The sequence below is a fragment of the Campylobacter hepaticus genome, from assembly GCF_001687475.2.
Taxonomy (GTDB): Bacteria; Campylobacterota; Campylobacteria; order Campylobacterales; family Campylobacteraceae; genus Campylobacter_D; species Campylobacter_D hepaticus.
In genome coordinates, this window is sequence record NZ_CP031611.1 from 21,602 (window position 1) to 35,280 (window position 13,679).

Genomic DNA, 13,679 nt, shown 5'->3' on the forward strand with positions numbered 1-13,679 from the left:
GAAATCTTTTAGAAAAATTATATTTTTAAGCTTAATAGAAATCTTACAAGTAAAGTTTATATTAGAACTTGCTCTTAACATTGTTTTTTAAATATTCTAAAATAAAAACTTATTAAAGATAATAATAAATTTAAAAAATAAAAAAGAAGAAAAGAAATAAAAAAGAATAAAAACTAAAAAATAAAAGCTTTATTCTAAACTAGATTTTTCAAAGAATATTTAAATAACAATGTCCGTGATTATACAGATGTGGAAACGCCTTGCTCCATCCCGAACCAAGAAGCTAAGCACATCGTGGGTGATGATACTACGCCTTACTGGCAGGGGGAAAGTAACTCATTGCGGACTTGTTAGACTGCTTTATTATTCTTAGTTTTTCTTTCTTTTATTTCAATCTTTTAAATTATTATTGTGTAGAGGCTTATGGTTTATTTTATAGTATTTATACTTGTATAATATATTATTTATATTTTTAATATTTATGCTTATAGTATTTTTTATTTTTAAATTGAAAAATTAATTTATTTATTAAATAAGTTTTATGTATTGATAGAATTAAATGGTAATGATGAGAATATGAGTTGAATGGTTTTTAGCTTTAAGATTTTTTAATTTATATATTCTAACTTATTGGTTTTTTAATTTATTATAATTTTTAGTATCACTAAAATAGAATTCTTATATATTATTATTGTGTTGTTACTTGTTTATATATTCTTAGCACTTATAATTTATCATGCTTTGGTTTTAATATTTTAGTAAGCATGTTTAAAAGTTTATAGTGTTTTTAAATTTAAATTATTAAATGAGGATTTATAAAGTGTCTTGATAAAATATGAAAATTTATAATTTAAATTTTAAAGTATTTTTACTTGAAGCAAGGAGTAATAGTTTGATTATTAAGGCTTATGATTCTTGTGAAATAGTAGAGTTTAATAAAGAAATGATTGAAGGTTGAAGATAGGTAAAAGAATTATAGAAAAAAAGAAATGCATTGAGTTTAATTTCATCTTTTAAATCATTGGTTAAGGTTTTATACTTGTAAATAATAGTAACATATATTTTTTACTTTTTGAAAAATGTATAGAAGTTATACCTTATTTAGAAAAGGATGAACTTATAAAAGAAATTTGTTCTTTTGGTTTTAAAAAAGACTATGTATTAAATAGTCTACGCTTGTTGTTTTTAAAAAGGATTAATCAATGCAAAAATTTATACTTTTACTTGGAGTAAATCAATACTTAAGAGAAAGAGCTTTAGCTGGGGCAAGAAAAGCAAGTGATGCTAAAATTTTTATAGCTGATAAACAAGGAGTCTTAAATAAGAATAGATATTTTGATGGTTGTTTATTGTGTGAGTGAAAAATATCTTTCAGATGAACCTTATTTTAGTGAAATGGCACATTTGGTGCCAAGTCATAGACAAAATGATCATACTTTAAATGATTTAGCTCATAAAGCTTGTAAGGCTTTAGGTATTGATAGAGGTATAGCTCATGTAGAGATTAAAATCAAAGAAGGTGAATTTTATCTCATAGAAGTTGGAGCAAGAACAGGTGGAGATGGGATTATGGATCAAATTGAAAATGCTTTTGAGTTTAATCCTTATTATTTACATATTGCATCTTATTTGGGTGTAGATTTATCTAATTTTAAAATCCCAAAACCAAAAAGAACTTCGAGTATAGCCTTTTTAAAGGCCAAAGCGGGAAAAATAAAAAAGATAAATCTACCAAGAGAATTTCCTAAAGAACTTACAAGCATAAAAATCACAACAAGTATTGGAAATGAAAGCGTGGTAGCAAAAGATTGGAATGCAAGAGAAGGGGTTGTGGAATTTTCTTGGGAAAATCATTTTTTCAAAGAAAAAACAAATTTACCTATTGATTTGGCAAATACCTTAAGCGAACAAATTTTTGAGCTTGAGTAATGTATGTTTATATCTTTCTTTCAAGGCTTTATCATTTAAGTTGTGGAGCTTTAATCCTCGTGATTAATTGGCTTATGGCTACAAGAAATGATTCTTTTTCTTATTTAGCTATTTTAGTTGCTTTGACTTTTTTTTGCCTGTTATTCTTGTCCCTTTGTTTTATAAGAATAAAACAATGAGTGGTTCAAAGCTTACAGCTTTTGCACTTCTTGCTTCTTTTTTTATTTCTTTGCTTTTATTTTTTGCACACAATCAAATTGTAATTCTTATTTTAAATACAGTGTTTTGGTTTTTCTTTTTTATTATGGAATCAAGTTGGGAGTCGTGATTTGCAGATTTAGCTAAGGCTTATATAGAGGAAAAAAATTCTTAAATTTAGCTCTTTATCTATGAGTGTAAATCAAGTAAGTTTAATGCTAGGACCTATTATCTCAGCTTTTATTTTTAAAGATAACCCACAAATTGTTATTTTAGTAAGTGCTTTGCTTTTTTTATTTATTTTTTTATAGGTATGTTTTATCACACAAATCAAGGAGAATTAAAAGAAGAAGTGAGTGTGGATAAAAAATAAAAATATCTAGTTTAGAATTGTCTTTGGTGTTAATATGGCAGACTTTAGCTATTTTTAATTTCATGCTTCCTGTGCAAGTTGCTTTTGAAAAAGGAGCTATGGCAGAAGTTGGAATCTTAGATGCTGTAATGGGTTTGGGCATGATATGTTCTAGTATTTTGCTTTCTAAAAAAAATATGGCACCGTCATACATTATAAATTCAGTATACTTTTACTCTTGCTTGTTATTTTGTTTTAGGGTTTGGACAAGGTTTTGTTTTTAAAGTCATTTCTGTTTTTATTCTTGGGCTTTGTTTTAATATGAGTAGAATATCATTCGCAGTTCTTTAGCACAAAAATATGAGGCAAATCTTGTGGGAAAGCTAGTTTCTAAGGCGAATTCATATTCTTTTTTTATTATCATTTTTACTTTATTTTTTGTTTATGACAAAGTGGATATTAATTACATTATACCTTTTGTTTTTACTATTTTAATTTGTTTGTTGAATTTTTCTAAGATTAAAAAATAGCAAAATTGTATTAAAATTTATTGATAAACAATGTTTTTATAAGATAAAGTAATTTGCATACAAAAATAATGAAATAGATTAAAATTCTAAAGAATATTAAAGTTGTTTTATGGATTCTTTAAAGACTTCTCCACGTTGTACATAGGAGCTAAATTGATCTAAACTTGCACAAGCAGGACTTAGAAGTGCTACTTCATCAATTTTTAGTTGTTTTGAAATTTCCATCACAGCTTTTTGTAATATTTCACATTTATGGGCTTTTAAATTGATTTTTCTTGCATAATCAAACATTTTTTGTGTGCTAGCGCCTATGATATAAAGTTCGATATTTAAATTTTTCATAAAGCAAAATAAATCGCTTAAGTTAACCCCTTTATCATCTCCACCTATGATAAGATGGATTTTTTTATCTTTATAGCGATTTAGCGCAGCCATTGCAGCGCTTTCATTAGTAGCTTTTGTATCATTAACCCAAAGTCTATTTTGACTGTCTTTTAATTCTTCAAGTTTATTTTCTTCTAATATAAAATGATTTAAGAGTTCATAGCTTAAAGTATCAAGTAAAATTTTTTCTATACTTAAAGCCATAATAGCATCAAGTAAAAAAGGGCTTTTAAAGGGAATATTTTCTGTTTTGATATGGAATTTTTTTGCAAGCTCTTCTTTGTTTTCATAGCTGATAATATGAGCTTTTGTTGGGGTATTTGTATATGGTTTTGGTAATATTGCTACATCACATTCATTCATCCTTTGTAAAACACTAAGTTTAGCTTCTATGTAATTTTGAAAATTTCCATGCCAAGAAAGATGATCAGGATGTATGGGTAAAAGTACATAAATTTCAGGTTTTGCTATGCGTGTATAATGCAAGGTAAAAGAGGAAGTTTCAAGTATCCAAAGTTTTGCTTGAGCATTAAGTTGTGCTAAAGGTGTGCCTATATTTCCACCCGCAAGTGCACCTATACGTGAGAGTAAATGTGCACTCATTTGTGTTGTGGTTGTTTTACCATTAGTTCCACTTATCCATACAGATTTTGGCATGGCATCATAAAAAAAGTCATATTCACTTTGTAGATTTTTTGCTTGTTTGATAAGGGTATGATTAGGTGGAAATCCAGGACTTGGAATTTCAAGTTTGCTTGTATTTTCATTAAAATCTTTAGGATTTAAGAGTTTATTGCCCCATACATCTTTGCTTGCTTTTTTAAAATGATCATCATAAATATTAAAAGTGCCAAATTGTTTTGTTAAGTTTTGAGCTATTGCGCGTGTAGTTTTTCCATATCCAAAAAGTGAAATTTTCATTATCTTAACTTTATTGAGGCAAGTGCAAGCAGATTAGCTAATAAGGCTATCATCCAAAAACGTACTATGATTTTATTTTCTACCCATCCTATTTTTTCAAAATGATGATGAATGGGAGCCATCTTAAAAACCCTTTTGTTAAAAATTTTAAAACTTCCTACTTGTAAAATTACTGAAATAGTTTCAAGAACAAAAATAAATCCTATAAGTAAAAGTAAAATTTCATTTTTGCTTATAATGGCTAAAAATCCTATAAATCCACCTAAAGTTAAACTTCCACTATCGCCCATAAAAATTTGTGCAGGGTAACAATTATACCATAAAAAGCCTATTAAAGCTCCAATGAGTGCGGCACAAATGATTACTACTTCACCTAATCCTTGGATTTTTGGTAAAAGTAAATATTCGCTATAGTTTAAATTTCCACTTAAATATAAAAATATTCCTAAGGTTGATAAAGAAAAAATACTAGGAACAGTTGCTAAACCATCAAGTCCATCTGTTAGATTAACAGCATTGGAGCTAGAAATTAGTACTAAAACCCAAAAAACTATAGCAAAAATTTTCATATCAAAAAGAGAGTGTTTATAAAAAGGTATGAAAAGTTCTGTGCTGAGTTCTTTGCTAAAATATAAAGGTAAAATACAAATGAGTCCAGCAGTAATTTGGGCTAAAAGTTTTATTCTAGGGCTAAGTCCTGAATGATTGTCTTTTTTTAAAACTTTACCTAAGTCATCTATAAGTCCTATAAAACAAAAAAATACTAAACAAAGTAAGGCACTTATAGCAAAAATATTATCAAATTTAATGCAAAATAAACTTGCAATAATTGCGCTACTAATAAAGATAACTCCACCCATAGTTGGAGTGTGAGATTTTATTTTATGGCTTTGTGGGGCGTATTGGTAAATAGGTTGGTTGGCATTTTTAGCTTTTGCCCAAACAATAAAACGAGGTATTAAAAATAAAGACAAGCATAAGGCGATAAAAAATGCAAAACCAGCACGTACGCTAATATATGTAAAAAAAGCATAATGACTTAAATCTGAAAGATAATACAAAATTCAAACCTTTTTTTGGTTTTTTAAAAGTTTTATTTTAGTAAAATCTAGCCAAAAAAATTCTTATAAAAGAGTGAAAAATGAAACAAAGATGTGTTTTAATAATTACAGATGGAATAGGATATAACACAAGTAGTGATTTTAATGCTTTTCAAGCAGCCAAAAAGCCAACTTATGAAAGGCTTTTTAAAGAAGTGCCTAATTCTTTATTGAAAACAAGTGGTTTAGCTGTAGGTTTACCAGAAAATCAAATGGGCAATAGTGAAGTAGGCCATATGTGTATAGGAAGTGGTCAAATTATTTATCAAAATTTGGTACGGATTAATCAGGCTATTAAAACGAAAGAATTGGAAAAAAATGAAAATTTACAAAAGCTTTTGACAAAATGTAAAAGATTGCATGTTATAGGACTTTATAGTGATGGCGGGGTGCATTCTATGGACACACATTTTAAAGCTATACTTGAAATTTGTGCTCAAAATGGCAACGAGGTTTTTGCTCATGCAATTAGCGATGGGCGTGATGTTAGTCCTATTAGTGGTTTAAATTTTATGAAAGATTTGAAAAATTTTTGTGACAATTTAGGGATCCATTTTGCAACTCTTTGCGGTCGTTTTTACGCTATGGATAGAGATAAACGTTGGGATAGACTTAAAGAATATTATGATTGTTTATTGGGTAAATCTCTTAAAGTTTCTAATTTGATTGATTATATGCAAAAATGCTATGATGAAAATATTACAGACGAATTTATAAAAGCAGCTCAAAATGAGAATTATGAGGGCATGAATGAAGAAGATGGTTTGATTTTTATTAATTTTAGAAATGATAGGATGAAGCAACTTATTGAAGTTTTAAATGCTAAAAATTTTGATCATTTTAAACGTGATAAAGTGTTTAATAATTTATTGACCATGAGTGTTTATGATGATAAATTTAATCTTTTAGTGCTTTTTGAAAAAGAACAAATTAAAAGTACTCTTTCAGAAGTAATTTCTAAGGCAGGTCTTAGCCAACTTCATACAGCTGAAACTGAAAAATATGCTCATGTTACTTTCTTTTTTAATGGTGGAAAAGAGGAGCTTGTGGAAAATGAAACTAGAATTTTAATTCCAAGTCCTAAGGTAAAAACTTATGATGAAAAACCTGATATGAGTGCTTTTGAAGTATGTGATGTGGTTAAAAAAGGTATTGAAAAAGGTGAAGATTTTATAGTGGTAAATTTTGCAAACGGTGATATGGTAGGACATACAGGAAATTTTAATGCAGCTATTAAAGCTGTAGAGGCAGTAGATGCTTGTTTGGGTGAAATTATAGAGTGTGCTAGAAAGCATGAATATGCTTTTATTATTACTAGTGATCATGGAAATTGCGAAGCTATGAAAGATAAAAATGGAAATTTATTAACTAATCATACTGTTTTTGATGTGTTTGTCTTTGTAGAAGCTAAAGGGGTTTATAAGATTAAAGATAATATGGGGTTAAGTAATATAGCTGCTAGTGTGTTAAAAATTTTAGATCTTGAAATTCCAAAGGAAATGAATGAAGCTTTATTTTAATTTATTTGCCTTTTTTATAAGAAATTTGTTAAGATTTCAATTTTTAAAGATTTAAAAGGATAGATTAATGAAATTTAGTGGAAAAAATGTTTTAATAACAGGAGCAAGTAAAGGCATTGGAGCTTCTATTGCAAAAACTTTAGCAAGTTTTGGTCTTAAAGTTTGGATAAATTATCGTTCAAAACCTGAACTTGCTGATGCTTTAAAAGAATTTATTGTTGCAAATGGGGGTCATGCTGCACTTATTAAATTTGATGCCAGTAAAGAAGATGAATTTGAAAATGGTATTAAGACTATAGTAGAAAGTGATGGCGAATTAAGTTATCTTGTAAATAATGCAGGTATAACAAATGATAAACTTGCTTTGAGGATGAAATTAGAGGATTTTAGTAGTATTGTAGATATGAATTTAAATTCAGCATTTTTAGGTTGTAAAGAAGCTTTAAAAATTATGAGTAAAAAACGTTTTGGTGCAGTAGTAAATATTGCTTCTATTGTAGGAGAAATGGGTAATATAGGTCAGGTAAATTATTCTGCAAGTAAAGGTGGTATGATTGCTATGACTAAGTCTTTTGCTAAAGAAGGAGCTAGTAGAAACCTACGTTTTAACTGTGTTACTCCAGGTTTTATAAAAAGTGATATGACAGAAATTCTAAGCGATGAAATTAAACAATATTATCAAGATAATATTCCTTTAAAACGTTTCGCAGAACCTGAAGAGGTAGCTCATTGTGTAGCATTTTTATTAAGCGATTATACTTCTTATGTAACAGGAGATGTTCTTAAGATAAATGGTGGTTTATATATGTAAGAGAAGTCTTTATGAATTTAAAAGAAATAGTAGAATTTTTAGATAATAATACTCCATCCTTTTTAGCAACTTTGGGTACTTGTGGAAATCCTAGAGTGCGTCCTATGCAAAGTGCTTTACTTGTTGAAAATAGAATTTATTTTTGTACAGCAAATACTAAAGGACTTTTTAAGCATATAAAAAATTATAATGGTGTTGAGTTTTGTTCTTGTGCTAAAGATGGTACTTTCTTAAGACTTAGGGCTAATGCCATTTTTGAAGCTAATTTAGAAGTTAAAAATATGATGTTTGAAAAATATCCTTATTTAATAGATTTGTATCAAACACCTAAAAATCCTAAATTTGAAGTATTTTATCTTGATAATTTGAGTGCTAGAAAAGAATTGCCAAATGGAGAAATTGAACTTTATAGGGTTTAAAGTAGTTAAGATATTTTATATGTGTATATATTAATGTATGTAATATTTAAGTTATTTTAAAATTTTTTATGTTAATTTCTTATATCGATTTAAGTTTTAATCTAATTGATTTAGAATAACAATTATAAAAATATACTTATATAATACGTAATTGTATAAGTATATTAAAAATTATTATGACTTTTGTACTTGAATAAAATTTTATATTTAAATCATTAGATTAATTTTTAGAATTTTAAAGATTATTTTAATTTTATAATGATTTTAATGATATAAATATTCATCCTCAATTTTTTGATTTTACTTTAAAACCTTAAAAATAGCACCTTTTCTTTATTAGATTATAAATATTTCCTTTCAAGCGTAATTAAAACTATAACATAGTTTAAGCTTTTTATAGTAAAATATGCTTTATTTTAATTTTTAAGGAGAAATAAATGGCGACATTTGATGATGTAAAAGCAGTAGTAGTTGAACAATTAAGTATTGATGCAGATACAGTAAAAATGGAATCAAAAATTATTGAAGATTTAGGAGCAGATTCTTTGGATGTAGTGGAGCTTATTATGGCTTTAGAAGAAAAATTTGAAATAGAAATTCCAGATAGTGATGCTGAAAAATTAATTAAAATAGAAGATGTTGTAAATTATATCGATAATTTAAAAAAATAATTTTTTCTTGCAAGGAGTTTACTCTTGAAAAGGGTTGTGGTTACAGGCATTGGTATGATTAATGCCCTTGGTTTAGATAAAGAAAGTTCATTCAAGGAAATTTGTAAGGGTGTAAGTGGAGTTGGAAAAATCACTCTTTTTGATCCTACAGATTTTCCAGTTCAAATTGCAGCAGAAGTTAAAAACTTTAATCCTTTAGATTTAATTGAAGGTAAAGAAGTGAAAAAAATTGATCGTTTTATACAACTTGGAATTCAAGCTGCGAGAGAAGCCATGCAAGATGCTCAATTTAATGAAGAATTAAACCAAGAAGATTTTGGAATTGTTTCTGCAGCTGGTATTGGAGGTTTGCCTAATATAGAAAAAAATTCTATTATTTGTTTTGAACGTGGACCTCGTAAGATTTCTCCCTTTTTTATACCTTCGGCCTTAGTGAATATGTTGGGAGGGATAATTTCTATAGAACATGGATTAAAAGGACCAAATATTTCCTGTGTTACAGCTTGTGCAGCAGGAACTCATGCTATAGGAGAAGCTTATAAAAGCATAGCTTTAGGAAGTGCAAAGAAAATGTTAGTTGTAGGTGCAGAAGCTGCAATTTGTCCTGTAGGTATAGGTGGTTTTGCTTCTATGAAAGCTTTATCAACGAGAAATGATGATCCTCAACGTGCTTCAAGACCATTTGATAAAGAAAGAGATGGTTTTGTGATGGGTGAGGGTGCTGGAGCTTTAGTTTTTGAAGAATATGAAGAAGCTAAAAAACGTAATGCTAGAATTTATGCTGAATTAATTGGTTTTGGAGAAAGTGCAGATGCAAATCATATTACTTCTCCTACTTTAGATGGGCCTTTAAGAGCTATGAAAAAAGCTTTAAATATGGCAGGAAATCCAAAAGTTGATTATATTAATGCACATGGAACTTCTACTTCAATTAATGATAAAAATGAGACAGCAGCCATTAAGGAATTTTTTGGAACCAATATTCCGCCAATAAGCTCAACAAAAGGACAGATTGGACATTGTTTAGGAGCTGCTGGTGCTATTGAAGCAGTGATTAGCATTATGGCTTTAAATAATGGTATAATACCGCCTACCATTAATCAACTTATCAAAGATGAAGAATGTGATCTTGATTATGTTCCTAATGTATCAAGAAAAGCAGATTTAAAAGTTATTATGAGTAATTCTTTTGGTTTTGGTGGTACAAATGGTTGTGTTGTATTTAAAAAAGTAGATTAACATGGCTTCGTATTTAGATTTTGAAAAAAATATTCAGCAAATTGATGAAGATATTATTAATGCACAAATTAAAGGGGATGTTGAAGCTGTATCGATTTTAAAGAAAAATCTTGAAAAAGAAATTGTTAAGACTTATAAAAATCTAAATGATTTTCAACGTTTACAATTAGCTCGTCATCCTGATCGTCCTTATGCACTTGATTATATTGAGATGATTTTAAATAATGCTCATGAAATTCATGGTGATCGGAATTTTAGAGATGATCCTGCTATTGTTTGTTTTATGGGATATTTAAGCGAAAGAAAAATTATTGTTATTGGTGAACAAAAAGGACGTGGTACAAAAGATAAAATTGCAAGAAATTTTGGCATGCCTCATCCTGAAGGTTATCGTAAGGCTTTAAGAGTGGCAAGACTTGCTGAAAAATTTCAAATTCCTGTTTTATTTTTAATTGATACTCCAGGAGCTTATCCTGGTATAGGTGCTGAAGAGCGTGGTCAAAGCGAAGCTATTGCTAGGAATTTATATGAATTAAGTGATTTAAAAATTCCTACTATAGCAATAGTGATTGGAGAAGGTGGTAGTGGAGGAGCTTTAGCTATAGGAGTAGCGGATAAGCTTGCCATGATGAAAAATTCAGTTTTTTCTGTAATTTCTCCTGAAGGTTGTGCAGCAATACTTTGGAATGATCCTGCAAAAAGTGAAGCTGCAACTAAAGCTATGAAAGTAACAGCCGATGATTTGAAATCTCAAGGCTTAATTGATGATGTGATACAAGAACCTATAAATGGTGCACATCGCAATAAAGAAGCAGCTGCAGTTGCAATTGCTGATTATGTAAAAAAATCTTTAAATGAGCTTGAAAATATTGATGTAAGAGAACTTTGTGCAAATCGTATGCAAAAGATTTTAAAAATTGGCGCTTATCAAGAAATTTAAATTTTTGATTTTTCTAATTTCACGATTAATGATAATTTTAAGATAAGCTAAAATTATTTTAAATTGATAAAAATTAAAATAATTTTTAGAATTAAAAATAATCTAATTTTATTTAAATAGTTTGAAAAATTAATGAAAGCAAATTATCCAAGTTAAAAATATAATAAAAATTAAATCTTAATAAGATAATTTTAAGTTTGTATATATATATTAAGATTAAAAAATAATCTTAATATATCATTAATAATTCATAAAAAGTAATATTTTAATTCAAATATTATTTAATATTTGAATTTTCTATCTAAAAGTGAATATATGAAGTAAATTTTAATGATATTTAGAATTTTGTATTAAATTTAAGCTTTTGTATGGAAAGTTGAGAGTAAAATCATAAATATTATTTATATAAAAAATTACTTATTTTATTATATAAAAACTTAATTTTTATTTACTATAATTTTATATATCAAGTAATTTTAAGTAAATTATTATTTTAAAGAAAAAAGGTTGGAAAATGGCATTTAAAAATTTCAAAGAACTTCCTTTTGAAAATTCAAATTATATTAAACCTAAAAGATTTTCCTATGAAAGCAAAGGTAAAATTTGTACTTGGGATTTTATAGAGGCTAAAGATAGTGTATCAGTGCTTTTATATCATAAAGATTTGGAAAGTTTCATCTTTGTGCGTCAATTTCGTATACCGCTTTGGTATCATCAAATTCATGATATTGAATATAAGCAAGATGAAAATATGGGTTATACTATAGAACTTTGTTCAGGACTTGTGGATAAAAATTTATCTTTAGAAGAAATAGCTAGAGAAGAGTGCGTAGAAGAACTTGGATATGCTCCTGAAATTTTAGAGAAAATAGGAGATTTTTATACAGGTTTTGGTTCAGGGGTGAGTAAACAAAGTTTTTATTTTACTCAAGTTGATGAAACAAATAGAGTTTCTCAAGGCGGTGGTGTAGATAATGAAGAAATTGAGCCTATTTATGTCAAAATAGAAGATTTTGAAAAAATATGTAAAAAAATGATAAGAACACCTTTGCTTGATTTTGCTTATATGTGGTTTTTAAAAGAAAAATGGAAAAAATAAAGTTTTAATTAAATCTTTGTTAGAGATTTAATTAAAAAATTTTTTAATTACTAGAAGATTCATCAAGCATTTCTTTAAAGATATCAAAAAGTTCAAGCGAAGCATGTTCAGCAACTTCACATTTATTAATAATTTTATATTGAGTAGAATCTTTGCTAATATTTTCTGTATTTGCTATTGTTATAGCCATGTTCATATTTTCATGAACTTTTTCGTGAGGGGCGTTAATTTTTAAGAAGCTTCTACTATGGCCAAATCTTTCTTTACCTGTGCTAGCAAGCCATTTACCTAGACGACAAGAAGTATGATCTGTTAGTTGTTTTCCTGATTTTGAGAAAATTTCTTTATAGCCATTTAATTTAAAAGCTATATGATCAAGTTTTGCTAAGGATACAAAAGCTTCAGAAGCAATACCTACTGCATTTGAATTAGTAGAGTGCGCTTCATTGACTAAATGGGTAAATTTTTCTGAAAAATTCATAATATGTGCATTAGAATCTATGGAAATTTTTTCAACTTGTTCGCTTTGAGTATACATTTCATTTGCATTTTGTTTAAGAAGATTGATGTTCATTTCAACTTCTGTGGTTGCTTTTTGTGTTTTTTCTGCTAATTTTCTTACTTCATCAGCAACAACAGCAAAACCACGACCGTGTTCACCCGCTCTAGCAGCTTCTATAGCTGCATTAAGAGCTAGAAGATTGGTTTGATCAGATACATCTTTAATTAAATTAATTACATTAGTAATTTCATCAACACTTCTATGTAATGTTCCTGCAACATCTCTAGTTTTATTTGCTGATTCAGTAATATCTCCTAAAGATGCATTAATAGAATTAGCTATATGATTAAGTTCATCCATCTCTGCAAGAGAATTTTTAGAATAATTAGAAATAATTTCTGCTTTATTTACATTTTCTAGCATATCTGCTTGGACTATAGTAATGTTTTTTAAAACTCCATTAAGTAAAACATTTAAAAGTTCTGTTTTAAGTTTGGATTCTAAGGCTGCTTGTTCAAGCGATGAAATTTTATTTTTTAATTCTACATTTTCTGATTGCAACTTTTTAACTTGATGTATAAGATCTTTGTTTTCTTCTTCAAGTTTTTGAAGATTAGTATGATTTATTTTACTTCCAAACATTTTATTTCGCCTTAAATTTTTTATTTTTTGTAATTTGCTAAATATTGATTAAGTTCATCTTTTATATGGAGTTTTTCTTTTTTTAGGGTAGAAATTTCCATATCACTAAGAAGAGATCTGCCTTCTTCTGCATCTTTAATCATATCATCAAGTTCATTATGACGATCAAATAATTTATTAAAATAATTGTCTTTTCCTTTTAATTCAGACATTAATTCTCTATATTCATGTAACATAAATTCTCCTTAATAGTGGATAAAATTTAAATTAGTCTTTATTATTGATCAATTTATGATATTTTATCCTATTAAATGATATTTTTAGCTTAAAAAATAATAAAATTAATACATAATTTTTAAATATGTATTATATATAATTTTTATTATTTTAGATAAAATTATTTTACTTAGATTTGAAATGTT

At 27.6% G+C, this 13,679-nt stretch carries 16 protein-coding genes, 1 rRNA gene and 1 pseudogene; 12 read left to right on the forward strand and 6 right to left on the reverse strand.

The window, feature by feature from the left end; all coding sequences use genetic code 11:
• The first annotated feature begins 231 nt into the window (after positions 1–231).
• From rrf to A2J15_RS07565, 5 genes are all read left to right on the forward strand, one after another.
• A 5S ribosomal RNA gene (rrf, locus tag A2J15_RS00100) occupies positions 232–348 on the forward strand.
• 487 nt (positions 349–835) lie between these two features.
• Complete coding sequence (locus tag A2J15_RS07820) at positions 836–958, forward strand: hypothetical protein (RefSeq protein WP_260338681.1); 123 nt, start codon at positions 836–838, stop codon at positions 956–958.
• Positions 959–1,202: 244 nt separating this feature from the next.
• Complete coding sequence (locus A2J15_RS07560; RefSeq protein ID WP_162876101.1) at positions 1,203–1,361, forward strand: hypothetical protein; 159 nt, start codon at positions 1,203–1,205, stop codon at positions 1,359–1,361.
• Positions 1,339–1,929, forward strand: coding sequence for an ATP-grasp domain-containing protein (locus A2J15_RS00105; protein WP_066777184.1), 591 nt, complete (start codon positions 1,339–1,341; stop codon positions 1,927–1,929). The genes A2J15_RS07560 and A2J15_RS00105 overlap by 23 nt, the downstream gene beginning before the upstream one ends.
• Before the next feature lie 175 nt (positions 1,930–2,104).
• On the forward strand, positions 2,105–2,257 hold the full coding sequence (locus A2J15_RS07565; protein WP_162876102.1) for a hypothetical protein: 153 nt from the start codon (positions 2,105–2,107) through the stop codon (positions 2,255–2,257).
• 175 nt (positions 2,258–2,432) lie between these two features.
• On the opposite strand, the gene A2J15_RS00115 is transcribed toward A2J15_RS07565, so the two are convergent.
• From A2J15_RS00115 to mraY, 3 genes are all read right to left on the reverse strand, one after another.
• Entirely contained in the window at positions 2,433–2,693 is a 261-nt protein-coding gene (locus tag A2J15_RS00115) for a hypothetical protein (protein ID WP_066777191.1), read from the reverse strand.
• A gap of 412 nt (positions 2,694–3,105) precedes the next feature.
• A complete protein-coding gene (gene murD / locus A2J15_RS00120) occupies positions 3,106–4,314 on the reverse strand; it encodes a UDP-N-acetylmuramoyl-L-alanine--D-glutamate ligase (RefSeq protein WP_066777194.1) in 1,209 nt (402 codons plus the stop codon).
• Entirely contained in the window at positions 4,314–5,375 is a 1,062-nt protein-coding gene (gene mraY, locus A2J15_RS00125) for a phospho-N-acetylmuramoyl-pentapeptide-transferase (protein WP_066777197.1), read from the reverse strand. Before mraY ends, murD begins: the two co-directional genes overlap by 1 nt.
• A gap of 80 nt (positions 5,376–5,455) precedes the next feature.
• Between mraY and gpmI the strand changes: the two genes are divergently transcribed.
• The 7 genes from gpmI (at position 5,456) to A2J15_RS00165 (ending at position 12,113) form a co-directional block, all read left to right on the forward strand.
• Positions 5,456–6,934 carry a 2,3-bisphosphoglycerate-independent phosphoglycerate mutase gene (gene gpmI, locus A2J15_RS00130; RefSeq protein WP_066777199.1) on the forward strand — a complete coding sequence of 493 codons (1,479 nt, stop codon included), beginning with the start codon at positions 5,456–5,458 and terminating at the stop codon, positions 6,932–6,934.
• A gap of 67 nt (positions 6,935–7,001) precedes the next feature.
• Positions 7,002–7,745: a 3-oxoacyl-ACP reductase FabG gene (gene fabG, locus A2J15_RS00140; protein ID WP_066777202.1), complete on the forward strand. Its 744-nt coding sequence runs from the start codon at positions 7,002–7,004 to the stop codon at positions 7,743–7,745.
• An 11-nt stretch (positions 7,746–7,756) separates the two neighbouring features.
• Complete coding sequence (locus A2J15_RS00145; protein ID WP_066777205.1) at positions 7,757–8,164, forward strand: pyridoxamine 5'-phosphate oxidase family protein; 408 nt, start codon at positions 7,757–7,759, stop codon at positions 8,162–8,164.
• A gap of 437 nt (positions 8,165–8,601) precedes the next feature.
• Positions 8,602–8,835: an acyl carrier protein gene (acpP, locus tag A2J15_RS00150; RefSeq protein ID WP_066777208.1), complete on the forward strand. Its 234-nt coding sequence runs from the start codon at positions 8,602–8,604 to the stop codon at positions 8,833–8,835.
• Between the two features lie 24 nt (positions 8,836–8,859).
• Complete coding sequence (locus A2J15_RS00155; protein WP_066777210.1) at positions 8,860–10,074, forward strand: beta-ketoacyl-ACP synthase II; 1,215 nt, start codon at positions 8,860–8,862, stop codon at positions 10,072–10,074.
• 1 nt (position 10,075) lies between these two features.
• A complete protein-coding gene (locus tag A2J15_RS00160) occupies positions 10,076–11,014 on the forward strand; it encodes an acetyl-CoA carboxylase carboxyltransferase subunit alpha (protein ID WP_066777212.1) in 939 nt (312 codons plus the stop codon).
• Positions 11,015–11,528: 514 nt separating this feature from the next.
• Entirely contained in the window at positions 11,529–12,113 is a 585-nt protein-coding gene (locus A2J15_RS00165) for an NUDIX domain-containing protein (protein WP_066777217.1), read from the forward strand.
• 43 nt (positions 12,114–12,156) lie between these two features.
• Here A2J15_RS00165 and A2J15_RS07930 read toward each other — a convergent pair whose 3' ends face one another.
• From A2J15_RS07930 to A2J15_RS00175, 3 genes and pseudogenes are all read right to left on the reverse strand, one after another.
• Positions 12,157–12,594, reverse strand: a complete 438-nt coding sequence (locus A2J15_RS07930) for a CZB domain-containing protein (RefSeq protein ID WP_404843019.1) — start codon at positions 12,592–12,594, stop codon at positions 12,157–12,159.
• 3 nt (positions 12,595–12,597) lie between these two features.
• A pseudogene (locus A2J15_RS07935) lies at positions 12,598–12,846 on the reverse strand (methyl-accepting chemotaxis protein); the annotation flags it as partial.
• Positions 12,847–13,277: 431 nt separating this feature from the next.
• Positions 13,278–13,493, reverse strand: a complete 216-nt coding sequence (locus tag A2J15_RS00175; RefSeq protein ID WP_066777223.1) for an HP1242/YdcH family protein — start codon at positions 13,491–13,493, stop codon at positions 13,278–13,280.
• Positions 13,494–13,679 lie beyond the last annotated feature (186 nt).

What these genes read in the sequence shown, in the direction of transcription:
- A2J15_RS07560 (WP_162876101.1), top strand. Translation starts at nt 1,203, where the DNA reads ATGCAAAAATTTATACTTTTACTTGGAGTAAATCAATACTTAAGAGAA.
- A2J15_RS07930 (WP_404843019.1), bottom strand. Translation starts at nt 12,594, where the DNA reads ATGAATTTTTCAGAAAAATTTACCCATTTAGTCAATGAAGCGCACTCT.
- murD (WP_066777194.1), bottom strand. Translation starts at nt 4,314, where the DNA reads ATGAAAATTTCACTTTTTGGATATGGAAAAACTACACGCGCAATAGCT.
- acpP (WP_066777208.1), top strand. Translation starts at nt 8,602, where the DNA reads ATGGCGACATTTGATGATGTAAAAGCAGTAGTAGTTGAACAATTAAGT.
- fabG (WP_066777202.1), top strand. Translation starts at nt 7,002, where the DNA reads ATGAAATTTAGTGGAAAAAATGTTTTAATAACAGGAGCAAGTAAAGGC.
- gpmI (WP_066777199.1), top strand. Translation starts at nt 5,456, where the DNA reads ATGAAACAAAGATGTGTTTTAATAATTACAGATGGAATAGGATATAAC.
- A2J15_RS00175 (WP_066777223.1), bottom strand. Translation starts at nt 13,493, where the DNA reads ATGTTACATGAATATAGAGAATTAATGTCTGAATTAAAAGGAAAAGAC.
- A2J15_RS00160 (WP_066777212.1), top strand. Translation starts at nt 10,076, where the DNA reads ATGGCTTCGTATTTAGATTTTGAAAAAAATATTCAGCAAATTGATGAA.
- A2J15_RS00145 (WP_066777205.1), top strand. Translation starts at nt 7,757, where the DNA reads ATGAATTTAAAAGAAATAGTAGAATTTTTAGATAATAATACTCCATCC.
- A2J15_RS00165 (WP_066777217.1), top strand. Translation starts at nt 11,529, where the DNA reads ATGGCATTTAAAAATTTCAAAGAACTTCCTTTTGAAAATTCAAATTAT.
- A2J15_RS07565 (WP_162876102.1), top strand. Translation starts at nt 2,105, where the DNA reads ATGAGTGGTTCAAAGCTTACAGCTTTTGCACTTCTTGCTTCTTTTTTT.
- A2J15_RS07820 (WP_260338681.1), top strand. Translation starts at nt 836, where the DNA reads ATGAAAATTTATAATTTAAATTTTAAAGTATTTTTACTTGAAGCAAGG.
- A2J15_RS00105 (WP_066777184.1), top strand. Translation starts at nt 1,339, where the DNA reads ATGGTTGTTTATTGTGTGAGTGAAAAATATCTTTCAGATGAACCTTAT.
- A2J15_RS00115 (WP_066777191.1), bottom strand. Translation starts at nt 2,693, where the DNA reads ATGTATGACGGTGCCATATTTTTTTTAGAAAGCAAAATACTAGAACAT.